The organism is Pseudomonas sp. P179 (assembly GCF_000478485.2).
GTDB lineage: Bacteria > Pseudomonadota > Gammaproteobacteria > Pseudomonadales > Pseudomonadaceae > Pseudomonas > Pseudomonas aeruginosa.
In genome coordinates, this window is sequence record NZ_KI517354.1 from 993788 (window position 1) to 1019835 (window position 26048).

Consider the following 26048-nt stretch of genomic DNA (forward strand, 5'->3'; position numbering starts at 1 on the left):
AGCCCGAGAGCTCCCGTTTTCCTCTACGCCTTGCGCATCAACGCGGGAAGGCCGGCGGGTTGACCCCAGCCATGTCTTCCATCACGCGCACTACCTGGCAGCTGTAGCCGAACTCGTTGTCGTACCACACGTACAGGACGACACGGTTGTCGTTGCAGATGGTCGCCTCGGCGTCCACCACGCCGGCATGGCGCGAACCGACGAAGTCGGTGGAAACCACTTCCTGGGAGCTGACGAAGTCGATCTGCTTCTGCAGGTCCGAGTGCATGGCCATCTGGCGCAGGTACTCGTTGATCTCTTCGCGGGTGGTGGCCTTTTCCAGGTTCAGGTTGAGGATCGCCATGGACACGTTCGGCGTCGGCACGCGGATCGCATTGCCGGTCAGCTTGCCTTTCAGCACCGGCAGGGCCTTGGCCGCGGCGGTGGCGGCACCGGTCTCGGTGATCACCATGTTCAGCGGCGCGCTGCGGCCACGACGACTGCCCTTGTGGAAGTTGTCGATCAGGTTCTGGTCGTTGGTGTACGAGTGGACGGTCTCGACGTGACCGTTGACGATGCCGTACTGGTCGTTGACGGCCTTCAGCACCGGCACGATGGCGTTGGTGGTGCAGGAGGCGGCCGAGATGATCTTGTCGTCGGCGCCGATGTCGGTGTGGTTGATACCGTGCACGATGTTCTTCAGCGCACCCTTGCCCGGAGCGGTAAGGACCACGCGATCGATCCCCGGGCACTTCAGGTGCTGGCCGAGGCCTTCGGCGTCGCGCCACTTGCCGGTGTTGTCGACCAGCAGGGCGTTCTTGATGCCGTACTGGGTGTAGTCGATCGACGCCGGGTCGTTGGAGTAGATCACCTGGATCAGGTTGCCGTTGGCGGTCAGCGTGTTGTTTTCTTCGTCGATGGTGATGGTGCCGTCGAACGGACCGTGCACCGAGTCCCGACGCAGCAGGCTGGCCCGCTTGACCAGGTCGTTCTCGGCGCCCTTGCGCACGACGATCGCGCGCAGGCGCAGGCCGTCGCCGCCGCCGGTCTTCTCGATCAGGATGCGCGCCAGCAGGCGGCCGATGCGGCCGAAGCCGTAGAGCACGACGTCGGTGCCTTCGCGGGCATCGCCGTTCTGCTTGCCGACCACCTCGGCCAGCTCGGCCTTGACGAAGTCCTCGATGCTGCGGCCGTTACCTTCTGCCTTGAACTTGGCGACCATCTTGCCCAGATCGACGGAAGCGGCGCCCAGCTTGAGCTCGCTCATCGCCTTGAGGATCGGGAACGTCTCGTGAACCGACAGCTCGGCGTCATCAGCCATGCGATGACGGGCGAAACGATGCGCCTTCATGATCGCGATCACCGAGCGGTTGATCAGACCACGGCCATGGATCGAGGTCACCACATTGTTATTGCGGTAGAGCTGGCCAATCAGCGGGATCATGGCTTCCGCGATGGCTTCACGATCGATCCATTCACCGAGACACTGGTCGGGCTTCTGAGTCACGGGCAATACCTTCCACATGTAGGGGATGAAAAAAGGGGCTACATTATGACCGCGCCGGCCAGGCTCGGCAATCTGCAGCAGTCGGAAGACTGACATCCAGCAGTCGGGAAAGTTACAATCCGGCGGGTCAAATTCCCGACCGGAGCCCAGCTTGCCCGTGTCCGTACTGCGTCTTCCCAGCCTGCCGGCCAGCGCCGGCAAGCAACACTGGGGCAACCTCCCCGGTGCCGCGCTGAGCCTGGCTGTCGCCGAGGCCGCCAGTTCCGCCAAGCGCTTCACCCTGCTGCTGACCGCCGACAGCCAGAATGCCGAACGCCTGGAACAGGAACTGCGGTTCTTCGCCCCCGACCTGCCGGTATTGCATTTCCCCGATTGGGAAACCCTGCCCTACGACGTCTTTTCGCCGCACCAGGACATCATTTCCCAGCGCATCGCCGCCCTCTACCAGTTGCCGCAGCTCAAGCACGGCGTGCTGGTGGTGCCGATCTCCACCGCCTTGCACCGCCTGGCGCCGACCCGCTTCCTGCTCGGCAGCAGCCTGGTCCTCGACGTCGGCCAGAAACTCGACGTCGAGCGGATGCGCCTGCGCCTGGAAGGCGCCGGCTACCGCTGCGTCGACACGGTCTACGAGCACGGCGAGTTCGCCGTCCGCGGCGCGCTGATCGACCTGTTCCCGATGGGCAGCGAGTTGCCCTTCCGTATCGACCTGTTCGACGACGAGATCGAGACCCTGCGCACCTTCGACCCGGAGACCCAGCGCTCCATCGACAAGGTCGAGTCGATCCGCCTGCTGCCGGCACGCGAATTCCCCCTGAACAAGGAAGCGGTCACCGGCTTCCGCGGCCGCTTCCGCGAGCGCTTCGACGTCGACTACCGGCGCTGCCCGATCTACCAGGACCTCGCCAGCGGTTTGACACCCTCGGGAATCGAGTACTACCTGCCGCTGTTCTTCGAGGAAACCGCGACCCTCTTCGACTACCTGCCGCAAGACACCCAGGTGTTCTCCCTGCCCGGCATCGAACAGGCCGCGGAGCAGTTCTGGAATGACGTACGCAGCCGCTACGAGGACCGCCGGGTCGATCCGGAACGGCCATTGCTGCCGCCGGCGGAAGTGTTCCTTCCGGTGGAAGACTGCTTCGCCCGGCTGAAGAACTGGCCACGGGTGGTCGCCAGCCAGGAGGACGTCGAGCCGGGCGTCGGGCGCGAGCGCTTCCCGGCCCTGCCGCTGCCGAACCTGGCGATCGAAGCCAAGGCCGCCGAGCCGCTGGCCGCGCTGCGCCGGTTCATCGAGGAGTTCCCCGGCCGCGTACTGTTCTGCGCCGAATCGGCCGGACGCCGGGAAGTCCTGCTGGAGCTGCTGGCCCGACTGAAGCTGCGCCCCGAGGAAGTCGACGGCTGGCCGGCCTTCCTCGCCAGCCAGGCACGCCTGGCGATCAGCATCGCGCCGCTGGACGAGGGCCTGCTGCTGGACCATCCGGCCCTCGCCCTGGTCGCCGAAAGCCCGCTGTTCGGCCAGCGCGTCATGCAGCGCCGGCGCCGGGAAAAGACCCGCGACGGCGGCGACGCGGTGATCAAGAACCTCACCGAGCTGCGCGAAGGCGCGCCGGTGGTGCACATCGACCATGGCGTCGGCCGCTACCTGGGCCTGATCACCCTCGAGGTGGACAACCAGCAGGCGGAATTCCTCATGCTGCAATACGCCGAGGACGCCAAGCTCTACGTGCCGGTCGCCAACCTGCACCTGATCGCCCGCTACACCGGCGCCGACGACGCCCTGGCGCCGTTGCACCGGCTCGGCTCGGAAACCTGGCAAAAGGCCAAGCGCAAGGCCGCCGAGCAGGTCCGCGACGTCGCCGCCGAGCTGCTCGACATCTACGCCCGCCGCGCCGCCCGCGAAGGCTTCGCGTTCAAGGATCCGCAGGCCGACTACGCGACCTTCTCGGCCGGCTTCCCGTTCGAGGAGACGCCGGACCAGCAAAGCGCCATCGAGGCGGTGGTCGCCGATATGCTCGCGCCCAGGCCCATGGACCGCCTGGTCTGCGGCGACGTCGGCTTCGGCAAGACCGAAGTGGCGATGCGCGCGGCGTTCGTCGCCGTGCATAGCGGCAAGCAGGTGGCGGTGCTGGTGCCCACCACCCTGCTCGCCCAGCAGCACTACAACAGCTTCCGCGACCGCTTCGCCGACTGGCCGGTGAGCGTCGAGGTGATGAGCCGCTTCAAGAGCGCCAAGGAAGTCGAGAACGCTGCGCGGCTACTGGCCGAAGGCAAGATCGACATCCTCATCGGGACCCACAAGCTGCTCCAGGAAGACGTGAAGTTCGCCAACCTGGGGTTGGTCGTGATCGACGAGGAACACCGCTTCGGGGTGCGCCAGAAGGAGCAGCTCAAGGCCCTGCGCAGCGAAGTGGACATCCTCACCCTCACCGCCACGCCGATCCCGCGGACCCTGAACATGGCCGTCTCCGGCATGCGCGACCTGTCCATCATCGCCACGCCGCCGGCGCGCCGCCTGTCGGTGCGCACCTTCGTCATGGAGCAGCAGAGCGCGGTGATCAAGGAAGCGCTGCTCCGCGAACTGCTGCGCGGCGGCCAGGTGTACTACCTGCACAACGAAGTGAAGACCATCGAGAAGTGCGCCCGCGACCTCGCCGAACTGGTCCCGGAGGCGCGCATCGGCATCGGCCACGGACAGATGCACGAGCGCGAGCTGGAACAGGTGATGAGCGACTTCTACCACAAGCGCTTCAACGTGCTGGTGGCCTCGACCATCATCGAGACCGGCATCGACGTGCCCAGCGCCAACACCATCCTCATCGAGCGCGCCGACAAGTTCGGCCTGGCCCAGTTGCACCAGTTGCGCGGCCGCGTCGGTCGCAGCCACCACCAGGCCTACGCCTACCTGCTGACACCGCCGCGCCGTCAGATGACCCCGGACGCCGAGAAACGCCTGGAAGCCATCGCCAACGCCCAGGACCTGGGCGCCGGCTTCGTCCTCGCCACCCACGACCTGGAGATCCGCGGCGCCGGCGAGTTGCTCGGTGACGGCCAGAGCGGGCAGATCCAGGCGGTCGGCTTCACCCTCTACATGGAAATGCTCGAACGGGCGGTGAAGGCCATCCGCAAGGGCGAGCAGCCGAACCTCGAGCAGCCGCTGGGCGGTGGGCCGGAGGTCAACCTGCGGGTGCCTGCGCTGATCCCCGAGGATTACCTGCCCGACGTGCATGCCCGGCTGATCCTCTACAAGCGCATCGCCAACGCCCCTGACGAGGAAGGTTTGCGCGAGTTGCAGGTGGAGATGATCGACCGCTTCGGGCTCCTGCCCGATCCGGCGAAGAACCTGATGCGCCTGACCCTTCTGAAGCTGCAGGCGGAAAAACTTGGAATCCTCAAGGTCGATGCCGGACCGCAGGGCGGTCGTATAGAATTCGCCGCCGATACCCAGGTCGACCCGCTGGTACTGATCAAGCTGATCCAGGGCCAGCCGAACCGCTACAAGTTCGAAGGCGCAACCCTGTTCCGCTTCCAGGTGCCCATGGAACGACCGGAAGAACGCTTCAATACCCTGGAGGCGCTGTTCGAGCGCCTGACACCGCAAACCACCTAAGGATTAGCCTATGCGCTTGTTCCGTTGCCTTGCCCTGCTGCTCTCACTGGCCGCCCCCGCGGCATTCGCCGGCGGTCCCTACCAGGTGGAACTGGTGGTGTTCCGCCAGGCCGGCGATGCCGTGCCGTCCAGCCAGCCGGCGCCGGACGACTGGGCCACCGGCGCACAGCCGCTGGCCAGCGACGCCCTGCGCGCCACCGCGCTCGACAACCAGCTCGCCAAGCTCAGCCAGGACAACGGCTACACCGTGCTGCTGCACAAGGCCTGGCGCCAGGACATCGGCGAGACCCCGGTGAAGATCGCCCTCAGCGAAGGCCAGGAACAGGATCATCATTTCCCGGTGGAAGGTACGCTGACCCTCAGCCAGGTGCGCTTCGTCGACATGGAGGCCGATTTCTGGGTCAATCGCTTCGGCGACGACGGTTTCCTCGCCGGCAGCCAGCACATCAGGCAGGGCACGCGGCTGAAGAATGGCGAACTGACCTATCTCGACCATCCGAGCCTGGGCATCCTGATCAAGGTGGTGCCGGTCGGCGCCCGTCCCGCCGCCCCCAATCCCATGGAAATGGAAGAACAGCAGGCACCGGCGGACGCGCCTCCCGTCGAAGGCGGTTTCGACGCCGCACCTCCTGCGCAATAGCGAAAAAGGCCGCAATAGCGGCCTTTTTTTCGTTGCGATGGCCGCCTAGCCGGCCAGGACCCGCGCCAACACCTCGCGCACCTTGCCAATGCCATCGTGCAACGCCTGTTCGATTTCGGCCATGGTGATGATCCCCGCCGACTTCCCCGCCGCGGGATTGACCACCAGCGCCAGGCAGGCGTAGGGCAGGTCCAGCTCGCGGGCCAGTGCCGCCTCGGGCATGCCGGTCATGCCGACGATATCGTTGCCGTCCCGCTCCAACCGGGCGATTTCCGCCACCGTTTCCAGGCGCGGCCCTTGGGTGCAGGCGTAGACCCCATGGCTGCTGTGCGCCAGCCCCAACGCACGCAACGCCTCGATCAGGCGCTGGCGCAACGGCTCGTCATAGGGGTGGCTGAAGTCGATATGGGTGACATGCTCGATATCGCCGGCGAAATAGGTGTGCTCGCGTCCCGAGGTGTAGTCGATCAACTGGTGCGGCACGCACAGGTGCCCCGTTCCCATCGCCGCATGGATGCCACCCACCGCGTTGACCGCGATCACCGCCTCGGCACCCGCCTGCTTCAGCGCCCAGAGATTGGCCCGGTAGTTCACCTGGTGCGGCGGGAAGCGGTGCGGATGACCGTGACGTGCCAGGAACAGCACCTCGCGCCCGGCGTAGCGGCCACGCTGGAGCGGCGCGGACGGCGCGCCATACGGCGTTTCGATCGGCAGGGACTCGCTCAGCGTCAGCCCTTCCAGCTGGGTCAGGCCGGTTCCTCCGATAATCGCGTAGACACTCATCGACAGCTCCCTCAATCAATCAGTTGCGCAGCGCGCAACGCGGACAGTGCTTCCAGCCAGCGCGGCTGCTGGCGATAGTCGGTATTCGCGTAGCCCTTGCCACGCATGCGTTGCAGACGCGACGGCGGGGTCACCTTCAGGCGTTGCAGGGCAGCCAGGGCCAGCTCGGCGGAAGCCCGGTCGTTGCACACCAGGCCCATGTCGCAGCCCGCGGCCAGGGCGGCCTCGATGCGGCTGGCGGCGTCGCCGACCACATGGGCGCCGGCCATCGACAGGTCGTCGCTGAATATCACCCCGTCGAACTTCAGCTCGCCGCGCAGGATCTCCTGCAACCAGCGCCGGGAAAAGCCGGCGGGCTGCGGGTCGACCTGCGGATAGATGACATGGGCCGGCATCAGCGCGTCGAGCTGTCCGGCCAGGCGGGCGAACGGAACCAGGTCGCTGCGCCGGATTTCCTCGAGACTGCGCGCGTCTTCGGGAATCGCCACATGGGAATCGGCCTCGGCCCAGCCGTGACCGGGAAAATGCTTGCCGGTGGCGGCCATCCCGGCGGCATGCATGCCGCGAATGAAAGCACCGGCAAGCAGCGCGGCACGCTCCGGGTCGCCCTCGAAGGCGCGGCTACCGACCACGGCGCTGCGCTGGTGATCGAGATCCAGCACCGGCGCGAAACTCAGGTCGAGGCCGACCGCCTGCACCTCGGTCGCCATCAGCCAGCCACAATGCTCGGCCAGCTCTTCGGCATTGGGGTTGTCGGCGATCGCGCGCATCGCCGGCAGGCGCACGAAGCCCTGGCGCAGGCGCTGCACGCGCCCTCCTTCCTGGTCGACGGCCAGCAACAGGTCGGGACGGATGGCGCGAATGGCCGCACACAGTTCGCGAACCTGGGCAGGATGCTCGATGTTGCGAGCGAAGATGATCAGCCCGCCCACCTCGGGGTGGCGCAGGATTTGGCGGTCCTCGGCGGTCAGCCAGGTGCCGCCGATGTCGAGCATCAGAGAGCCTTGCATGAAAAGTCCTATGGCCTGGAAATCAGCGAAGCCCGCCGTCACGGGCCTCAGACAGCGCACACTGTACTGCACCCGGCAGAAAGACTTAAGTCCCGGGGCGGTACCGCGCGCCTGCCAATGGAGCCGGCCCGGCGCATGGAGTTCCGCCCGGAGCACAGAGAAAGGAGAAAGGAGAAAGGAGAAAGGAAAACGGCGCCCTGGGGCGCCGTCTGCGATCAGGCCTTGGCGGGCGTCTTGTTCCGCGGGCGCAGTTGCGCCCCGGCCAGCAGCGGATCGTCGATGCCGCTCTCGGCGCGCATGCCGGCAGCGAAGAACGGCACCATCAGGTGCATCACCTGCTCGGTGGAAGTGTTCACGCCGAAATCGGTTTCCGCCATCGCCCGCAGGGCCTTGATCCCCGACATGCTGAAGGCGGCCGCGCCGAGCATGAAGTGCACGCGCCAGAACAGCTCGATGGGCGGCAGCTTCGGCGCAGCCTCGTTGACCAGCAGCATGTAGCGCCGGAAGACCTTGCCGTAGACCTCCTCCAGGTACTTGCGCAGGTGCCCCTGGCTCTGGCTGAAGGCCAGGCCGAGCAAGCGCATGAAGATCGACAGGTCGTTGCCGCTGCGCGGCTTCACCGCCATCGCCTGGGACACCAGCAGGTGCAGGAGGTCCTCCAGGGTGGCGTGCTGGGCCTCGGGCTTGGCCTGGCGACGATCCAGCTCCTTTTCCAGGCTGGCGCAGAATGGCCCGAGGAAGCGCGAGAACACCGCCTGGATCAGCGCCTTCTTCGAACCGAAGTGATAATTCACCGCCGCCAGGTTGACCCCGGCCTTGCTGGTGATCAGACGCAACGAGGTTTCGGCGAAGCCTTTTTCCGCGAACAGCTGTTCCGCCGCATCGAGAATGCGTTCGACGGTTTCCGACTGGGCCATGGTTTCTCCGCCTGACAAACACTTGTTTGAAACATACGTTTCAGCCACATCCCTTGTCAAGCGGCAGATGACGCACCAGTCAGGAAAATTACAGAGAAGTCCCGAAAAACGGAAGCAAGACACTGGCCAACTTCATCGTGACGCAGGACGAAATGTCATGCGGAAAATCATTGCCACGCCCCGCTCACTGTATATAATCCCAGTCACTGGATAAAAACACAGAGCGACGACATGCAGAAGCTGACGCCCCGCCAAGCCGAGATCCTCTCCTTCATCAAGCGCTGCCTGGAAGACCACGGCTTTCCGCCGACCCGGGCGGAAATCGCCCAGGAACTCGGCTTCAAGTCGCCGAACGCCGCCGAGGAGCACCTCAAGGCGCTGGCACGCAAGGGCGCCATCGAAATGACTCCGGGCGCCTCTCGCGGCATCCGCATTCCCGGCTTCGAACCGCATGCCGCCAACGACGATGAGGGCCTGCCGGTGATCGGACGGGTCGCCGCCGGCGCACCGATCCTCGCCGAACAGAACATCGAGGAATCCTGCCGTATCAATCCCGCCTTCTTCAATCCTCGCGCCGACTACCTGTTGCGCGTGCGCGGCATGAGCATGAAGGACATCGGCATCCTCGACGGCGACCTGCTGGCCGTCCACGTCACCCGCGAAGCGCGCAACGGCCAGGTGGTGGTCGCGCGGATCGGCGAGGAGGTCACGGTGAAACGCTTCAAGCGCGAAGGCAGCAAGGTCTGGCTGCTGGCGGAAAACCCTGAGTTCGCTCCGATCGAAGTCGATCTGAAGGAGCAGGAACTGATCATCGAAGGCTTGAGCGTCGGCGTGATCCGGCGCTGACAGGAGATACCATGCAGACCTCCCACTCGCTGCCCAGCGCCCAGTTGCCACTGTTCCAGGAAGCGTTCTGGGCCAGCAACGGCGCACCCTTGCTCGACGATGTCATCGACAGCCCTTCCAGCGCCTCCATCGAGGAACCCGCTGCCTTTAGCGAACTTTCGCTCAGCGGCCTGCCGGGGCACTGCCTGACCCTGCTCGCACCGATTCTCCGCGAGCTCAGCGAGGAACAGGATGCCCGCTGGCTGACCCTGATCGCTCCGCCGGCGAGCCTGACCCATGAATGGCTGCGCCGCGCCGGCCTGAACCGCGAGCGCATCCTGCTACTGCAGGCGAAGGACAACGCCGCTGCCCTGGCGCTCAGTTGCGAGGCCTTGCGCCTGGGCCGCAGCCACACCGTGGTCAGTTGGCTGGAACCGCTGAGCCGGGCGGCGCGCAAGCAACTGTCCCGCGCCGCCCAACTGGGCCAAGCACAGAGCCTGAATATTCGTCTGGGTTGAAAAAACGGCGGGGGACAGCGTTCAGTGCAGGACGCGGGGGCCTTCGTCGTGTTCCATCTCGCCCTCGGCAAGACGACCGGCCATTTGCACGCCGACATTGAACATGGCCTTGGCCACTTCGACATGCTGGCCTTGCAGGAAATTCTTCGCGTCCCCGGAGAACTCCAGGGTCACCAACGCCTCCTCGTCATCGGCGCGACGCAGCACGATGCGCCCGTCGGGCATTTCTACGATTTCAAGGAAGGATGTTGGCATGACAGACGCTCTCTACGAAGACGCGACATTGTAACAGCCCATCCAGTGCATCCCTAGCCCGCATCCGCCTTCCAGTTCCGCTCTCGCGCCTGTAACGGCGGTTCCAGAGCGCCCGGACGGCATCCGCTAAATTTTTTTGCTGGCAAATCAACCGAGTGGAACGGTAGGAAAATGTCCTACCGCTGATCGGCGAATGACGACGGCGTTACAGCTCCGTCAGGCTCTCGCGAAAACGCAGGACCAATTGCTTCAGCGACTGCCGCCATTCCTCGAGGGTTTCGCGAGAAAGCAAGGGGGCTTCTTCGTCGATACTCACGGCAACGATCAACGGTGTGCTGGGGTCGATCTTCGCTGCCTTGGTCGGTCGCGGCGGCAGGAACAGCTCGGAGTAGGCGCCCAGCAACTGGCCCAGCCAGGTTTCCGGCTGCGACGCCAACTCCACCAGTTCAGCCAGCTCGGGGCTGGGCGCGGCCGCCAGCACTTCGGCATTCAGCAATGCATCCACGCGAGGAGCGGCAGCCTGCGGCAGACGGTAGTAACCGGCGATCTCATGGCATACACCGAGCACTGCGCCATAAAGGTGGAACAGCGCCGACTCGCGCTCCCCCTGGATGATCGCCTGGGCATTCATCGCCCGCTCGGCATCGGCTCGCTTCCAGGCCTCCAGAGCCAACCCGGCGAAATACAGCTTCTGGTTGGTGCGGGTATAAAGCTCTTGGGCCATGCCGGTACTCCCGATTAAAACTGGAAGGAATGCGGAGCGCAGGCCAGGTCAGCGCCCGGCCTTCGCGCAGTATAAGCGCGCCCCATGCAAGCGGGCGCGCCATCCATCAGCGCTTGTCTTCGACCTTCCACTTGCCGCCATCGTAGAAGGCGCGCCAGCCGGTGGGCTTGCCATCGACCTCGGACTGCACGTATTGCTCCTTGGTCTTGCGGCTGAAACGGATCACCGCGGGACGGCCGTCCGGGTCTTTCTGCGGGGCGTCGCAGAGGTAATGGTACTTGGGATCCAGCTCGGCCTTGTGCGGGATGATCTCGCTCACCAACGGCGCGCGGGTCTCGCGGTTCTTCGGGAACTGGCTGGCGGCCAGGAACATGCCCGAAGCGCCGTCGCGCAGCACGTAGATATCGTCCACCTTCTCGCACTTCAATTCAGGCATGCGGATGGCGTCCATCTTCGGCGGCGCCGCCTCGCCATTCTTCAGCAGCTTGCGGGTGTTCTTGCAGGTCGGATTGGTGCAACCGAAGAACTTGCCGAAACGGCCGGTCTTCAACTGCATCTCGCTGCCACACTTGTCGCATTCCAGGCTCGGCCCTTCGTAGCCCTTGATCCGGTACTGGCCTTCCTCGATCTCGTAGCCCGGACAGTCGGGGTTGTTGCCGCAGATATGCAGCTTGTGTTTCTCGTCCAGCAGGTAGGCGTCCATCGCGGTACTGCAGATCGGGCAGCGATGCTTGCCACGCAACACCCGCGACTCGGACTCGCCCTCGTCGTCCGCGGCGATCTCGTCGCCGGGAATCAGGTTGACGGTCGCCTTGCAACGCTCCTTCGGCGGCAGGCTGTAGCCCGAGCAGCCGAGGAACACGCCGGTGGAGGCGGTACGAATCATCATCGGCCGGCCGCACTCGCGGCAGGGAATGTTGGTCAGGGTCGGCTGGTTGGCGCGCATCCCCTTCTCGCTGACTTCGGCCACCTCGAGCTTCTTCTTGAAATCGCCGTAGAACTCGTCGAGCAGGTGCTTCCAGTCGCGCTCGCCCTGGGCCACGTCGTCGAGATGCTCCTCCATCCCGGCGGTGAAACCGTAGTCCATCAGGTTGGCGAAGCTCTCGTTGAGCCGATCGGTGACGATGTCGCCCATCTTCTCCGCATAGAAGCGGCGGTTGTGGGTGGTTACGTAGCCGCGCTCCTGGATGGTGGAGATGATCGCCGCGTAGGTCGAGGGGCGGCCGATACCGCGCTTCTCCAGTTCCTTGACCAGGCTCGCTTCGGAGTAGCGCGCCGGCGGCTTGGTGAAGTGCTGGCTCGGATCGAGCTTGATCAGCTTGAGGTTCTCGCCTTCCTTCATTTCCGGCAGGACGTCGTCCTCGCCCGGCTTGCTCTGCTGCGGCAGTACCCGGGTATAACCGTCGAACTTGAGGATGCGGCCCTTGGCGCGCAGCTCGAAATCGCCGGCGGTGACGCTCACGCTGGTCGAGAGGTATTCGGCCGGGGTCATCTGGCACGCCACGAACTGGCGCCAGATCAGGTCGTACAGGCGCTCGGCGTCACGCTCCATGCCGGACAGCTGGGTCGGCTTGAGGTTGACGTCGGAAGGACGGATCGCCTCGTGCGCTTCCTGGGCGCCCTCCTTGCTCGAGTAGACGTTGGCCTTGCCCGGCAGGTACTTCTGGCCGAACTCGTCCTCGATGAAACCGCGGACCATGCCAATGGCATCGGCCGACAGGTTGGTCGAGTCGGTACGCATGTAGGTGATGTAGCCGGCCTCGTAGAGACGCTGGGCCATCATCATGGTCTTCTTCACCCCGAAGCCCAGGCGGTTGCTCGCCGCCTGCTGCAGGGTGGAAGTGATGAACGGCGCCGAGGGTCGGCTGGAGGTCGGCCGGTCCTCGCGCTTGGCGACGCTATAGGCCGAGGCCTTGAGCTTTTCCAGGGCCGCCATGGCCTGGGCTTCGTTGAGCGGCTTGAAGGCCTCGCCCTTCTCACGGGTAACCTCGAAGCGCACGTTGGCGCCCTTGGCGGTACCGAGGTCAGCATGCACTTCCCAGTACTCTTCCGGGACGAAGGCGCGAATCTCGCGTTCGCGCTCCACCACCAGCTTCACCGCCACCGACTGCACGCGGCCGGCGGACAACCCACGGGCAATCTTCTGCCAGAGCAGCGGCGAGACCATGTAGCCGACCACGCGGTCGAGGAAACGCCGCGCCTGCTGGGCGTTCACCCGGTTGATATCGAGCTCGCCGGGCTGGGAGAAGGCCTCCTGGATGGCCTTCTTGGTGATTTCGTTGAATACCACGCGCTTGTAGCGGCTTTCGTCGCCGCCGATGGCTTCCCGCAGGTGCCAGGCGATGGCCTCCCCTTCGCGGTCCAAGTCGGTCGCGAGATAGACGGTGTCGGCGTCCTTGGCCAGGCGGCGCAGCTCGTCGATGACCTTTTCCTTGCCGGGCAGGATCTCGTACTTGGCCTTCCAGCCATGCTCGGGGTCGACCCCCATGCGCGAGACCAGTTGGCGCCTGGCCTTCTCCTTCGGTGACAGCGCCGGCGCCTCGGAGGCGCTCTTGCGGCCCTTGGCCGCCGGCTCCTTGGAACTCGACGAACCACTGGTGGGCAGGTCACGGATGTGGCCGATGCTCGACTTCACCACGTACTGGCTGCCCAGGTACTTGTTGATGGTCTTGGCCTTGGCCGGGGATTCCACGATGACCAGCGATTTACCCATGGATCGGAAGGTTCCTGCGTCGAAAAGATGAATATAAAGGAGGGAGCGACTAGCGCGGCACCGCTATATATAGTGGCGAACGAGCCAAGGTCAAGCGCGGTCTTCCCCGCCGGGAGCTTTCTGCAAGCCCAGGGGATCGGCCTCGGGACTCACCAGGACGAAGCGCGGCACCCACTCGCCATCGACCTCCACGGCCTCGGTGAACATCTCCAGCGGACGCACCCAGAGACCGAATTCGCCGTACAGCGCCTGGTAGATCACCAGCGCCTCTTCCGTCTCCGAATGCCGCGCGACACCCAGGACCCGGTAGTTCTGTCCCTTGTAATGACGATAGAGCCCAGCCTGCAGGTCCATGTTCCTTACCTTGTCTCGAAAATCGGAAAACAACGGCACAATGCCGACATACAACAGCCCGGTATAGGCACGGATCGCACAATAGGCAAACCCGCGCTCCCGGGGCGTCATTCGCTCGATACAGCCGGAAACGACTGACACTGAAAAACGAAAGCCGGGGCACGAGGCCCCGGCTTTCCCCTTCGACGAACGCTTAGATGCGCTCGAAGACGGTGGTGATACCCTGTCCCAGGCCCACGCACATGGTGGACACGCCAAGGGTACCGCCGTTCTGCTTCATCACGTTCAACAGGGTGCCGGAAATGCGCGCACCGGAGCAACCGAACGGGTGACCCAGGGCGATGGCGCCGCCGTGGAGGTTGACCTTCTCGTCCATCTTGTCGAGCAGCTTGAGGTCCTTCAGCACAGGCAGGGCCTGGGCGGCGAAGGCTTCGTTGAGTTCGACGAAATCGATGTCGGCGATGGTCAGGCCGGCACGCTTGAGCGCCTTGTTGGTCGACGGCACCGGGCCGTAGCCCATGATCGCCGGGTCGACACCCGCCACGGCCATGGAGCGGATCACCGCCATCGGCTGGATGCCCAGGTCCTGGGCGCGCTGGGCCGACATCACGATCATGCAGGAGGCACCGTCGGTGATCTGCGAGGAGGTCCCCGCGGTCACGGTGCCGCCTTTCGGATTGAACGCCGGCTTCAACTCGGCCAGGGTCTCGACGGTGGTTTCCGGACGAATGGTCTCGTCGAAGTCGAAGACTTTCAGGAAACCGTTCTCGTCATACCCTTCCATCGGGATGATCTCGTCCTTGAACTTGCCTTCCTGGGTGGCCTTCCAGGCCAGTTGGTGCGAACGCGCGCCGAACTTGTCCTGCGCCTCACGGCTGATACCGTGCATCTTGCCGAGCATTTCCGCAGTCAGGCCCATCATGCCCGAGGCCTTGGCGGCGTACAGGGACAGGTGCGGGTTCGGGTCGACGCCATGCATCATGCCGACGTGGCCCATGTGCTCCACGCCGCCGATGACGAATACATCGCCATTGCCGGTCTGGATCGCCTGGGCGGCGGTGTGCAGCGCGCTCATCGACGAACCGCACAGGCGGCTGACGGTCTGCGCGGCGCTGGTGTGCGGGATCTGGGTCATCAGCGACGCCATGCGCGCGATGTTCCAGCCCTGCTCCAGGGTCTGGTTGACGCAGCCCCAGATCACGTCTTCCACTTCGGCCGGGTCGACCTTCGGGTTACGCTCCAGCAGCTTGCTGATCAGGTGCGCCGACATGGTCTCGGCGCGGGTGTTGCGGTGCATGCCACCCTTGGAACGACCCATCGGGGTGCGGCCGAAGTCGACAATGACGACGTCTCTCGGATTCAGGCTCATAAATTCACTCTCGCTCTAGTCGTTCCGCGATTAACCGAAGAATTTCTGACCGTTCTTGGCCATTTCACGCAGCTTCGCGGTCGGGTGGTACAGCGCGCCCAGCTCGGCGTACTTGTCGGCCAGGGCCACGAACTCGGCGACACCGATCGAATCGATGTAGCGCAGAGCACCACCACGGAAGGGCGGGAAGCCGATGCCGTAGATCAGGCCCATATCGGCCTCGGCAGCGGTCTCGACGATGCCGTCTTCCAGGCAACGCACGGTTTCCAGGCACAGCGGGATCATCATGAAGTTGACGATGTCCTCGTCGGTCACTTCGCGCTGCTCGACCACGATCGGCTTGAGCACTTCGTAGGCCTGCGGATCGGTGACCTTCTTCGGCTTGCCGCGCTTGTCGGTCTCGTAGGCGTAGAAGCCCTTGCCGTTCTTCTGGCCCAGGCGGTTGGCCTCGTACATCACGTCGACGGCGGTCTTGCCCTCGACCGCCATGCGGTCCGGGAAGCCCTCGGCCATGACGTCGCGGCCATGGTGGCCGGTGTCGATGCCGACCACGTCGGACAGGTAGGCCGGGCCCATGGGCCAGCCGAACTTCTCCATCACCTTGTCGATGCGCACGAAGTCGACGCCGAAGCTCAGCAGCTTGGCGAAGCCGCCGAAGTACGGGAACAGCACACGGTTGACCAGGAAGCCGGGGCAATCGTTGACCACGATCGGGCTCTTGCCCATCTTCTTGGCGTAGGCGACGGTGGTGGCGATGGCGGTTTCACCGGTCTTCTCGCCACGGATCACTTCCACCAGCGGCATCATGTGCACCGGGTTGAAGAAATGCATGCCGCAGAAGTTTTCCGGACGCTTCAGCGCCTGGGCCAGCAGGCTGATGGAGATGGTCGAGGTGTTGGAGGCGATGATCGCGTCTTCCTTCACCGCGCCTTCCACTTCGGCGAGCACGGCTTGCTTGACCTTGGGGTTCTCGACGACGGCTTCGACGACGATGTCGACGTTGCCGAAGTCGCCATAGGACATGGCCGGACGGATGCCATTGAGCGCCTCGGCCATCTTCGCCGGGGTCAGGCGACCCTTCTCGACGCGCTTGCCGAGCAGCTTGGCGGCCTCGTTCAGGCCCATCTGGATACCCTCTTCGCGGATATCCTTCATCAGGATCGGGGTGCCCTTGAGCGCCGACTGATAGGCGATGCCGCCGCCCATGATGCCGGCGCCGAGCACGGCGGCCAGTTTCACGTCCTTGGCGACTTCGTCGTATTTCTTGGCTTTCTTCTTCAGTTCCTGGTCATTCAGGAACAGGCCGATCAGACTCTGCGCGACCGAGGTCTTGGCCAGCTTGACGAAGCCGGCGGCTTCGACTTCCAGCGCCTTGTCGCGGCCGAAGTTGGCGGCCTTCTGGATGCTCTTGATGGCTTCCACCGGCGCCGGGTAGTTCGGACCGGCCTGGCCGGCGACGAAGCCCTTGGCGGTTTCGAAGGCCATCATCTGCTCGATTGCATTCAGCTTCAGCTTTTCCAGCTTCGGCTGGCGCCGTGCCTTGTGGTCCAGCTCGCCGGCGACGGCGCGCTTGGCCAGGTCGAGGGCAGCGGCCTGCAGTTGCTCGGGAGCGACCACGGCGTCGACGGCGCCGACCTTCAGGGCGTCCTCGGCCTTGTTTTCCTTGCCCGAGGCGATCCACTCGACGGCGTTATCGCAGCCGATCAGGCGCGGCAGGCGGACGGTGCCGCCGAAGCCCGGGTAGATGCCCAGCTTGACTTCCGGCAGGCCGACCTTGGCGGTCGCGCTCATCACGCGGAAGTCCGCGGCCAGGCACATCTCCAGGCCGCCGCCGAGGGCGATGCCGTTGATCGCGGCAACGGTGGGTACGTCCAGGTCTTCGAAGTCGCTGAAGATCTTGTTGGCTTCGAGGTTGCCCGCCATCAGTTCCTCGTCGGGCAGCTGGAAGTTGTCAACGAACTCGGTGATGTCGGCACCAACGATGAACACGTCCTTGCCGCTGGTCACGATCACGCCCTTGACCGATGCATCGGCCTTGATCGCATCGACTGCCGCACGCAACTCACTGAGGGTGAGACGGTTGAACTTGTTGACGGACTCGCCCTTGAGATCGAAATTCAACTCGACGATGCCGCCCTCAAGAGGCTTAACCGTGATGGCTTTACCTTGGTAAATCATCAACTGATCTCCACGCTATTATGGAAGCTTGAACTTACACATCGGACGCCGTGTCGGGACCCTTTCGGCAACCGCCGAGCATAGTCCCAAACCCTTCGGCACACCCGCCGACGCGATAACCGGGTCTCTATTGTCGAGGCCTGCGCGAGGCAAACGCTCGATTCATACGCCCGTTTGACTTGGGTGCGCACACATTCCGGCAAAAGCCGGGAATTGTCAATCAGCCATCCGGAAAACACCTGCCCTCCTCCAGGCCCTCTGCGCAGGGCCATTCAGCCAGCCTCTGTCGGACCATTCAGATGTTCGATGATCGGTGCCGTGGGCGCTTGTCCCGGTGCGGAAAGGCAGGCTAGAGTCGCCGCAGATCGCCATGCATGATCGGCCACGGGCCGTTACAAAAGAACAACAAGAAGGCCTCCAGGGCCACATGGAGATGGAACCCATGATCTGCCGTCCGTTCACTCTTTGTCTGGCCCTGCTCGGCCTGCTGAGCCTCCCCGTCTTCGCGGCAGGGACCGCCGATGACCTGCTCGCCCTGCACCAGATGCGGCTCGCCACGCAGAAATCCCTGAACGCCTTCTTCATGTACGTCGGCCAGGAAGGCGATCAACGCTACGCCAGCCTGATCGAAAGCTCGGCGCAGACGGCGGAAGCCCGCCTGCAGCGACTCGACGGCGTGAACGGCAGCGAATCCCGGCGCCTGCTGGGCCAGCTTCGCGAGCAATGGCGGGACTATGCGCAAGACCTCGACAAGCTGACCGGCGCGGTGCGCAACAAGGGCTACAGCGACCTGCAACCGGTCGCCGACCTGGCACGACGCAACCAGCAACTGATGGACCTCGGCGGCCAGTTGTATCGCAGCCTGCAACGGGAAAACGCCGCCACGGTGCCGACGCTCACCGAGCAGAGCCGCGAACAGAGCCTGCTGATGCAGGACATTGCTCTGGACTATGCCTCGCGCAACGCATCGGTGGGCGCCAGCTTCTTCGGCGGCGGCGAGGAGCGTCCACTGGACGACCTGGCCAGCCGCTTTTCGGTCAACCTGTTGAAGCTGCAGCAGGCGCCGCAGAACGACGAGGAGATCGCCAGGGCGCTGCGCAGCGTGGCGATCAAGTGGCACTACATCGAGAAGTCCCTGCGCAACTACAACCAGAACAGCGTGCCGTTCCTGGTCAACAAGAATGCAGACCGGATCATCGATGGCCTGGAGAAGGTCGCCGCGCTGTATGCCGCGCGCAACCAATGAACCTCGGCGCGCCGCCTCAGGCGCGCTGGCGGAGAAACTCGGCGATGCGCCCGAGGTCGGCGCTATCGCCGCGCTCGCCCCAATACAGGGCAAGGAACTGGGCGGTCGCCTCCACCTTGTAGACATCCCCGGGGAGGCTGCGCAGGGCGTCCAGCAACTCATCGTCCGCGCACGGCTCGCGCCACTGGTTCAGCCACTGGCCCGGGGTATTCTGCCAATAGCACCAGGCCTCCCGGCCGCGTCGGCGCGGGCAGTGGAACTGCGCGCAGGACGTCGGCGGAGCGCTCTCCAGCCAATGCGGCCAATCCTGGCGCGCGAGCTGCATGGCCAGGCCGAGACGGCGCGCCTCGAGGCGCAGGGCCATCTTGCCGCGCTGCCTGTTGGACGGCATCAGCCAGGCCAGGGGACTGAGCATGACAGCCAGCAGCAGGATCACCAGCCAAGTGGTCATAAGGAACGGACACTCGAAAAACGGTTAAGGCATTTGCCTCGATCCGCGCGCGCAGGCAGGATCGGTCGCAGTCGCCAAGGGAGGCGCAGTTTACAGGCGAATGCGACCACGGCGGAGCAGCTTTTTGCCCAGCGCAACGGAACAGGTTCCACGCGCGGCGCGAAAGTCCATAATGAAAACACTATCCCCTTCTGGGAGGAGACGTTCATGCCCTATCAACACATTCTGGTCGCCGTCGACCTGACCGACGAATGCGACCCGGTGATGAAGCGTGCGGCGGCCCTGGCCACCAGCAACCAGGCCCGGCTCTCGGTGGTGCATGTGGTCGAGCCCATGGCCATGGCCTTCGGTGGGGACGTGCCGATGGACCTGTCGATGTTGCAGCAGCAGCAGTTCGACCAGGCCCGTGAACGCCTGGATGCCTTCGCCGTACGCTATCCGGACCTCGGCAGCGAGCAGCGCCACCTGGTCTACGGGCAACCGCGCCAGGAAATCCACCGCCTCGCCGCGGAACAGGCCTGCGACCTGATCGTGGTCGGCAGCCACGGTCGCCACGGCCTAGCGCTGCTGCTCGGTTCCACTGCCAACGACGTGCTGCACGGCGCGCCCTGCGACGTGCTCGCGGTGCACCTGAAGAAAGCCTGATCTCTCCCCGCTCGGCCGGGGCCTGCGCCTCAGCCGAGCGTTTCCTCGGCGCTCATCACCAGCGGGCGGATCTTCTGCAACTGGGTTTCCAGCGAATAGCTGATGCTCGACGACAGCGAGAAGAAGGTCAGGAACGCCTTCAGGTTGGAATCGCTGACACAGGTGTCGTGGATTCGCTGCCAGAACGCCTGGTTGACCAGTTGCAACTGCTGGAACAGCCGCACCAGCCCTTTCAGTTCCCAATCGGCATGCCGCCCCTCGCGGAAGTTGAAGTACTGGCGCATCAGGTACAGCGGCACCACCCGCAGCACGAACTCCTGGTTGCTGGCGAACGGCAGGTGCTGCATGGCCATCGGCCTCAGCGGCGCCAGCAGCGGACAGGCGCTGCTGGCCATGATCAAGCCGATCAGCGCGCGCAGTCCTTCCTCCAGGCCCGCCTGCTTGATGTACTCGCGCTCCGGCGTGCGCACGCAGATGCCGGCCTTGCGGAACGCCGGCAGGTTGCGGAAATCCTCGATCACCCCATGCAGGTCGACCGCCGCCGGACAATGGCTGTAGCGTTCGCGATCGAGCGGGCAGTTGCTGCAGCGATTGTGTTCCAGGCGCGTCCAGCGCGGCGCTGCGGCAGCCGCCTGCGGGTCGTAGTGCCGCTCCAGCTCGATGCGATAGTTGAGCTGATGCTGGTCGTCCAGCGTGATGCGGTACTCGATTGCCATGGACTGATCCTTTCTCGGGAGACGGCCGGCCCGTCAATGACGCCAGCCAGAGGGACCGACGGGGGACTGCACCCACCGCCGGCAAGGCCCGCAAGGATCATCGAGATGAGCCGCTATCACATTGATGCAGCTCACTTTTTCGAGATGGATCAGTCTTCCAGTTCGGCCCAGCGCTCGAGCAAGGCATCGAGTTCCTGCTGCAACGCGTCCAGCCGCGCCAGGGTTTCGCGCTGCTCGTCCTGCGGGCGCAGATAGAAATCCTGCTGCGCGATGGTTTCCTGGACACCCGCCAGCTCCGCCTCGACCGCGTCGATCTGCCCGGGCAAAGCCTCCAGCTCGCGCTGCAACTTGTAGCTGAGCTTTTTCTTCGCCGGCGCCTCGCTCGGCGCCGCAACAGCCGGCGCGGGTTCGGCGGCGGGCGCCAGCGCGGTATTCAGCTCGGCCTTGCCGCTCTTCGACTCGCTCACGCCGAGCAGGCGCGGCGTGCCCCCTTGGCGCAGCCAGTCCTGGTAGCCACCGACGAATTCGCGAACCTTGCCCTCGCCCTCGAAGACCAGGGTGCTGGTCACCACGTTGTCGAGGAAGGCCCGATCGTGGCTGACCATCAGCACGGTGCCCTGGAAGCCGAGCAGGACTTCCTCCAGCAGTTCCAGGGTTTCCACGTCGAGGTCGTTGGTCGGTTCGTCGAGCACCAGCAGGTTGGCCGGCTTGCTGAACAGCTTGGCCAGCAACAGGCGCGCGCGCTCGCCGCCGGACAACGCCTTCACCGGGGTGCGGGCGCGCTGCGGACTGAACAGGAAGTCGCCGAGATAGCTGAGCACATGCCGGTTCTGGCCGTCGATGGTGATGAACTCGCGGCCTTCGGAGATATTGTCGATCACCGTCTGCTCGGGTTCGAGCTGATGGCGCAACTGGTCGAAGTAGGCCACTTCCAGCTTGGTGCCCACCTCGATCTTGCCCGAGGTCGGCTGCAGGTCGCCAAGCAGCAGCTTGAGCAAGGTGGTCTTGCCGGTACCGTTGGCGCCGAGCAGGCCGATACGGTCGCCGCGCTGCAGGACCATGGAGAAGTCGCGTACCAGCGGCTGGCCGCCGGGATGGGCGAAGCTGACGTGCTCCACCACGATCACCTGCTTGCCGGACTTGTCCGCGCTTTCCAGCTGGAAGCTGGCCTTGCCCTGGCGCTCGCGGCGCTCGGCGCGTTCGCGACGCATTTCCTTCAGTGCCCGAACCCGCCCTTCGTTGCGCGTGCGGCGGGCCTTGATGCCCTGGCGGATCCACACTTCTTCCTGGGCCAGGCGCTTGTCGAACAATGCGTTGGCAGCTTCTTCGGCGGCCAGTTGCTGTTCCTTGTGCACCAGGAAACTGGCGTAGTCGCCGTTCCAGTCGATCAGGTGGCCACGATCCAGCTCGAGGATGCGGGTCGCCAGGGATTGCAGGAAGGCGCGGTCGTGGGTAATGAACAGCACCGCGCCGTTGAAGCCCAGCAGCGCTTCCTCGAGCCAGGCGATGGCGCCGATGTCCAGGTGGTTGGTCGGTTCGTCGAGCAGCAGCAGGTCCGGCTCGGCGACCAGCGCCTGGGCCAGCAGCACGCGCCGACGCCAGCCGCCGGAGAGTTCGGCGAGGGTCTTGTCGGCCGGCAACTGCAGGCGGCTGAGGGTGCTGTCCACCAGTTGCTGCAGGCGCCAGCCATCGCGCGCCTCGAGTTCCTGCTGGACCCGCGAGAGGCGCGCCAGGTCGTCGTCGGTATGGATGTTCAGGCTCAGGTGGTGGTACTCGGCGAGCAGCTTGCCGACTTCCGCCAGACCCTCGGCCACCACGTCGAACACTGTCCGTTCGTCGGCACGCGGCAGTTCCTGGGGCAATTCGCCGATCTTCAGCGCCGGTGCGCGCCAGACTTCGCCGTCGTCGGCCTGCTGTTCGCCCTTGACCACCTTGAACAGGCTGGACTTGCCGGTACCGTTGCGCCCGATCACGCAGACCCGCTCGCCACGGCCGATCTGCCACGACACCTTGTCCAGCAAGGGAGTGGTGCCAAAGGCAAGGGATACATCGGTGAACTTGAGCAGGGTCATGGGCGCCTCCGGAAACAGGGCGCGCATTTTACGCCGGATAGGCATCGGATGGCACGGCGCTTTCACCGCCATGCCGCAACGGCTAAGCTTAGGCGAGCCATCCGCCCGGCTTCGGGCGCGCCCCGCGACAGCGGTCGCGCGCCAGTCCCGCGAGCGGTCGAAACGCCCGTAGGCAGCCGTTGCGGACCTGCCGACGTTACCCGACATCACCTGCCCGGATAAGTCATGCGCGGTCGCCTGTTCACTCTCGTTTCCTGCCTTTTGCTCAGTATTTCCTCCGTCGACGCGGTCCACGCCGCTTCCCTGACCGAACAACGCCGTCTCTACGACCAGGCCAAGGCCGCCCTGGCCAAGGGCAACAGTGCGCCCTACATGGCCTCGCGCAGCGCCCTGCGCGATTACCCGCTGGAACCCTACCTGGCCTACGACGAACTGACCCACCGGCTGAAGTCCGCCAGCAACGAGGAGGTCGAGCGCTTCCTCACCGAACACGGCGACCTGCCGCAGATCGGCTGGCTGAAACTGCGCTGGCTGCGCCTGCTGGCCGACCGCGGCGACTGGAAGACCTTCGTCAACTACTACGATCCGAAGCTGAACTTCACCGAACTCGACTGCCTGTATGGCCAGTACCAGCTGGGCCACGGCCAGAAGGCCGGAGGCTACGCCACCAGCGAACGCCTGTGGCTGGTCGGCAAGTCGCAGCCGGCTGCCTGCGACACCCTGTTCGGCCTCTGGCAGGGCGAAGGCCAGCTCACCGAGGAAAAGGTCTGGAAACGCCTCAAGCTGGCCGCCGAAGCACGCAACTACAGCCTCGCCTCGCACCTCGCGCAGCGCCTGCCGACCCTCGGCAACCAGGGCGCGCTGATGGTCAGCGTGGCGCAGAACCCCGCCCAGCTGAGCCAGACCGGCCGCTTCAGCCAGCGCGACCATGCCACCGCCGACGTGGTCGGTCTCGGCCTGCGCCGCCTGGCGCGGCAGGACCCGGAAAAGGCCCTTAGCCTGCTCGACTACTACAGCTCGGCGCTACCCTTCTCCAGCGACGAGAAGGTCGCCATCGCCCGCGAGATCGGTCTCAGCCTGGCCAAGCGCTTCGATCCGCGCGCACTGCCGCTGATGACCCAGTACGATCCCGGCCTGCGCGACAACACCGTCACCGAATGGCGCACCCGCCTGCTGCTGCGCCTGGGCCGCTGGGACGAAGCCTATGCGCTGACCCGCAAGCTGCCCCAGGATCTCGCCGCCACCAGCCGCTGGCGCTATTGGCAGGCACGCAGCCTGCAACTGGCACAGCCGAACAGCAAGGAGCCGATCGCGCTGTACCAGAAGCTCGCCGGCGAGCGCGACTTCTACGGCTTCCTCGCCGCCGACCGCCTGAGCGTGCCGTACAAGCTCGGCAACCGCCCTGCGCACATCGACCCGCGCGTCCTGCAACGCGTACGCAACGCCGCCAGCACGCGCCGGGCCATGGAGTTCTTCAACCGTGGCGAAGTGATCAACGCCCGCCGCGAGTGGTACCACGCCGCGCGCCTGTTCGATCGCGACGAGCTGATCGCCCAGGCCAGGCTGGCCTACGACATGCAGTGGTATTTCCCGGCGATCCGCTCGATCAGCCAGGCGCAGTACTGGGACGACCTGGACATCCGCTTCCCGATGGCGCACCGCGCCACCCTGGTGCGCGAAGCGAAGAACCGCGGCCTGCACTCCAGCTGGATCTTCGCCATCACCCGGCAGGAAAGCGCGTTCATGTCCGATGCCCGTTCCGGAGTCGGCGCCACCGGGCTGATGCAGCTGATGCCCGGCACCGCCAAGGAGACCTCGCGCAAGTTCGGCATCCCGCTGGCCTCGACCCAGCAACTGATCGTGCCCGACGTCAACATCCGCCTCGGCGCCGCCTACCTGAGCCAGGTGCATGGCCAGTTCAACGGCAACCGGGTACTCGCCTCGGCCGCCTACAACGCCGGTCCGGGCCGCGTCCGCCAGTGGCTGAAAGATACCCGCCACCTGGCCTTCGACGTGTGGATCGAGACCATTCCGTTCGACGAGACTCGCCAGTACGTGCAGAACGTGCTGTCCTATGCGGTGATCTACGGGCAGAAGCTCAATGCACCGCAGCCCATCGTCGACTGGCACGAACGCTACTTCGACGATCTCTGACCCCCAACCCGGCCCGGACGCCCGGGCCTTTCCAGTACCTTGAAAAGGACCTCAAGATGAACAAGCCCCTCGCTACCGCCCTGCTCGCCGCCTCCAGCCTGCTGCTCGCCGACGGCGCCCTGGCCGCCGACGCCTGCGGTACGCCGCGCAACGCCTTCGACAGCGTGTATTGCCGCAGCGGCGAGTTTTCCCAGGCCGACCGCGAGCTGAACCAGCAGTTCGGCACCCTGCGCAAGCACCTGAACGACGGCCAGAAAGCCCTGCTGAAGAAGAGCCAGATCGCCTGGATCAAGGAGCGCGACGCGGCCTGCAGCGAAAGCAAGGACAACGGTTATTTCGTCAATCTCGACTGCGCCACCGAGAAGACCCGCCAGCGCCTCGACTTCCTCCGCGAACGCGAGCGCGAGTGCCTGAGCACCGGTTGCGTCGACGCCAAGCTCTGATCGCCGGCAATGGCCGCCCGCCGCAACGGCGGGCGACCGTTCCTCAGTCGAGGATTTCCACCGGCATCCCCACCTCCAGGCCGCCCTGTCCCAGCGCAATCAGGTTCTGCCCGAACAGCACCGCGCCATCCTTTTCCCGGTAGGTCTTCAGGGTCGTCAGCGGCTCGCGGTCCTCGTTGCGCTCGCCGGTCGCCGGATCCAGGGTGGTGAGGATGCAGCGGGAACAGGGCTTGGCCACGACGAACTCGACCGAGCCGATGCGGATGCGTTTCCAGCCGTCCTCGGCGAACGCGGCGCTGCCTTCCACCACCAGGTTGGGACGGAAGCGCAGCATCTCCAACGGCCGGCCGACCCGCTGGCTGAGGTCGTCGAGCGAAGCCTGGCCGATCAGCAGCAGCGGGAAACCGTCGGCGAAATGCACCTTCTGCCCCGGCTCGGCGTAGCCGGTATCGACCTGCCGCGCGCGCGCCTCGGGAATGTGCACCAGGCGCGTCGGGCGGCCGAGGAAGCGCGTCAGCCAGTCCGCTGCGGCGTCGCCGGCATCCGGCGCCTGCAAGGTATCGCGCCAGACCGTGACGCCACGCAGGTTGGCGTCGGCTGCCGGTACTTCGAGACTCAGCTCGGACATCCCCGGCGCATTCAGCCGCAGGACCTCCGGCGCCGCCCAGCGCGCCTGGATACGCCCCAGCTGCGGCAGCAGGCGCTGGGTGAAGAAACGTCCGGTTTCGGTGTCCACCGCCATCCAGCGTCGGTCGCCGACCACGCCCAGCGCATCGAGCGCGACGCGCTCCAGGGACTCGGCGGCGGAAGACTTGATCGGATAGCGGTACAGCGCGGAGAGACGGAACATGGAACCAGCATCCTTGGTGGAAAGATGCTGTTATACGGTGTCGCGGGAAAGGCCGACAAGACACAGACGCCACTCCAGGCAGCGGATCAGTCGGC

At 65.1% G+C, this 26048-nt stretch carries 22 protein-coding genes; 8 read left to right on the plus strand and 14 right to left on the minus strand.

Going from position 1 to position 26048, the window contains the following annotated elements:
* Window positions 1-37 precede the first annotated feature (37 nt).
* Window positions 38-1504 (minus strand): glyceraldehyde-3-phosphate dehydrogenase, encoded by a 1467-nt coding sequence (locus HMPREF1224_RS17310; RefSeq protein WP_010793199.1) that lies wholly within the window; start codon window positions 1502-1504, stop codon window positions 38-40.
* A gap of 139 nt (window positions 1505-1643) precedes the next feature.
* On the opposite strand from HMPREF1224_RS17310, the gene mfd reads away from it, so the two are divergent.
* On the plus strand, window positions 1644-5090 hold the full coding sequence (gene mfd / locus HMPREF1224_RS17315; RefSeq protein WP_019395716.1) for a transcription-repair coupling factor: 3447 nt from the start codon (window positions 1644-1646) through the stop codon (window positions 5088-5090).
* Window positions 5091-5100: 10 nt separating this feature from the next.
* Window positions 5101-5730, plus strand: coding sequence for a CsiV family protein (locus HMPREF1224_RS17320; protein ID WP_003091190.1), 630 nt, complete (start codon window positions 5101-5103; stop codon window positions 5728-5730).
* Window positions 5731-5775: 45 nt separating this feature from the next.
* Here HMPREF1224_RS17320 and HMPREF1224_RS17325 read toward each other — a convergent pair whose 3' ends face one another.
* The 3 genes from HMPREF1224_RS17325 to psrA form a co-directional block, all read right to left on the minus strand.
* Window positions 5776-6513, minus strand: coding sequence for an S-methyl-5'-thioinosine phosphorylase (locus HMPREF1224_RS17325; protein ID WP_003091193.1), 738 nt, complete (start codon window positions 6511-6513; stop codon window positions 5776-5778).
* An 11-nt stretch (window positions 6514-6524) separates the two neighbouring features.
* Window positions 6525-7523, minus strand: a complete 999-nt coding sequence (gene nagZ, locus HMPREF1224_RS17330; RefSeq protein WP_003118092.1) for a beta-N-acetylhexosaminidase — start codon at window positions 7521-7523, stop codon at window positions 6525-6527.
* A 215-nt stretch (window positions 7524-7738) separates the two neighbouring features.
* Window positions 7739-8440 carry a transcriptional regulator PsrA gene (gene psrA / locus HMPREF1224_RS17335; RefSeq protein WP_003091195.1) on the minus strand — a complete coding sequence of 234 codons (702 nt, stop codon included), beginning with the start codon at window positions 8438-8440 and terminating at the stop codon, window positions 7739-7741.
* A gap of 231 nt (window positions 8441-8671) precedes the next feature.
* Between psrA and lexA the strand changes: the two genes are divergently transcribed.
* Together lexA and sulA are read left to right on the plus strand one after the other, a co-directional pair.
* Entirely contained in the window at window positions 8672-9286 is a 615-nt protein-coding gene (gene lexA, locus HMPREF1224_RS17340; protein WP_003091196.1) for a transcriptional repressor LexA, read from the plus strand.
* 11 nt (window positions 9287-9297) lie between these two features.
* Entirely contained in the window at window positions 9298-9783 is a 486-nt protein-coding gene (gene sulA, locus HMPREF1224_RS17345) for an SOS-induced cell division inhibitor SulA (protein ID WP_003091197.1), read from the plus strand.
* 21 nt (window positions 9784-9804) lie between these two features.
* Here sulA and HMPREF1224_RS17350 read toward each other — a convergent pair whose 3' ends face one another.
* The 6 genes from HMPREF1224_RS17350 to fadB all read right to left on the minus strand — a co-directional run bounded on the left by HMPREF1224_RS17350 (window position 9805) and on the right by fadB (window position 17376).
* Complete coding sequence (locus HMPREF1224_RS17350) at window positions 9805-10038, minus strand: hypothetical protein (protein ID WP_003109483.1); 234 nt, start codon at window positions 10036-10038, stop codon at window positions 9805-9807.
* A 205-nt stretch (window positions 10039-10243) separates the two neighbouring features.
* Window positions 10244-10762 (minus strand): DUF6586 family protein, encoded by a 519-nt coding sequence (locus HMPREF1224_RS17355; RefSeq protein ID WP_003113979.1) that lies wholly within the window; start codon window positions 10760-10762, stop codon window positions 10244-10246.
* Window positions 10763-10868: 106 nt separating this feature from the next.
* The gene (gene topA, locus HMPREF1224_RS17360) at window positions 10869-13475 is read right to left on the minus strand and encodes a type I DNA topoisomerase (protein ID WP_003091201.1); all 2607 of its coding nucleotides are present in this window, start codon (window positions 13473-13475) and stop codon (window positions 10869-10871) included.
* Window positions 13476-13565: 90 nt separating this feature from the next.
* Complete coding sequence (locus HMPREF1224_RS0111995; RefSeq protein WP_003109484.1) at window positions 13566-13829, minus strand: DUF1653 domain-containing protein; 264 nt, start codon at window positions 13827-13829, stop codon at window positions 13566-13568.
* Between the two features lie 193 nt (window positions 13830-14022).
* Window positions 14023-15198 carry an acetyl-CoA C-acyltransferase FadA gene (gene fadA, locus HMPREF1224_RS17365; protein ID WP_003113978.1) on the minus strand — a complete coding sequence of 392 codons (1176 nt, stop codon included), beginning with the start codon at window positions 15196-15198 and terminating at the stop codon, window positions 14023-14025.
* Between the two features lie 30 nt (window positions 15199-15228).
* On the minus strand, window positions 15229-17376 hold the full coding sequence (gene fadB, locus HMPREF1224_RS17370) for a fatty acid oxidation complex subunit alpha FadB (RefSeq protein WP_010793201.1): 2148 nt from the start codon (window positions 17374-17376) through the stop codon (window positions 15229-15231).
* 427 nt (window positions 17377-17803) lie between these two features.
* Here fadB and HMPREF1224_RS17375 point away from each other — a divergent pair, with 427 nt between their 5' ends.
* Window positions 17804-18622 (plus strand): hypothetical protein, encoded by an 819-nt coding sequence (locus HMPREF1224_RS17375; protein ID WP_003119795.1) that lies wholly within the window; start codon window positions 17804-17806, stop codon window positions 18620-18622.
* 16 nt (window positions 18623-18638) lie between these two features.
* On the opposite strand, the gene HMPREF1224_RS17380 is transcribed toward HMPREF1224_RS17375, so the two are convergent.
* The gene (locus tag HMPREF1224_RS17380) at window positions 18639-19073 is read right to left on the minus strand and encodes a hypothetical protein (RefSeq protein ID WP_003109487.1); all 435 of its coding nucleotides are present in this window, start codon (window positions 19071-19073) and stop codon (window positions 18639-18641) included.
* A 207-nt stretch (window positions 19074-19280) separates the two neighbouring features.
* Here HMPREF1224_RS17380 and HMPREF1224_RS17385 point away from each other — a divergent pair, with 207 nt between their 5' ends.
* Window positions 19281-19718 (plus strand): universal stress protein, encoded by a 438-nt coding sequence (locus HMPREF1224_RS17385; protein ID WP_003091210.1) that lies wholly within the window; start codon window positions 19281-19283, stop codon window positions 19716-19718.
* 29 nt (window positions 19719-19747) lie between these two features.
* Here the strand turns inward: HMPREF1224_RS17385 and HMPREF1224_RS17390 are convergent, their stop codons facing one another.
* Window positions 19748-20434 carry a DUF6901 family protein gene (locus tag HMPREF1224_RS17390; RefSeq protein WP_003091213.1) on the minus strand — a complete coding sequence of 229 codons (687 nt, stop codon included), beginning with the start codon at window positions 20432-20434 and terminating at the stop codon, window positions 19748-19750.
* Between the two features lie 149 nt (window positions 20435-20583).
* Window positions 20584-22506 (minus strand): ATP-binding cassette domain-containing protein, encoded by a 1923-nt coding sequence (locus HMPREF1224_RS17395; RefSeq protein ID WP_010793202.1) that lies wholly within the window; start codon window positions 22504-22506, stop codon window positions 20584-20586.
* Window positions 22507-22731: 225 nt separating this feature from the next.
* Here HMPREF1224_RS17395 and slt point away from each other — a divergent pair, with 225 nt between their 5' ends.
* Window positions 22732-24660 (plus strand): lytic transglycosylase Slt, encoded by a 1929-nt coding sequence (gene slt, locus HMPREF1224_RS17400; protein ID WP_010793203.1) that lies wholly within the window; start codon window positions 22732-22734, stop codon window positions 24658-24660.
* Between the two features lie 56 nt (window positions 24661-24716).
* Entirely contained in the window at window positions 24717-25103 is a 387-nt protein-coding gene (locus tag HMPREF1224_RS17405) for a lysozyme inhibitor LprI family protein (RefSeq protein ID WP_003091225.1), read from the plus strand.
* A gap of 43 nt (window positions 25104-25146) precedes the next feature.
* Here HMPREF1224_RS17405 and HMPREF1224_RS17410 read toward each other — a convergent pair whose 3' ends face one another.
* Window positions 25147-25953, minus strand: a complete 807-nt coding sequence (locus HMPREF1224_RS17410; RefSeq protein ID WP_003122468.1) for an MOSC domain-containing protein — start codon at window positions 25951-25953, stop codon at window positions 25147-25149.
* Window positions 25954-26048: the final 95 nt, after the last annotated feature.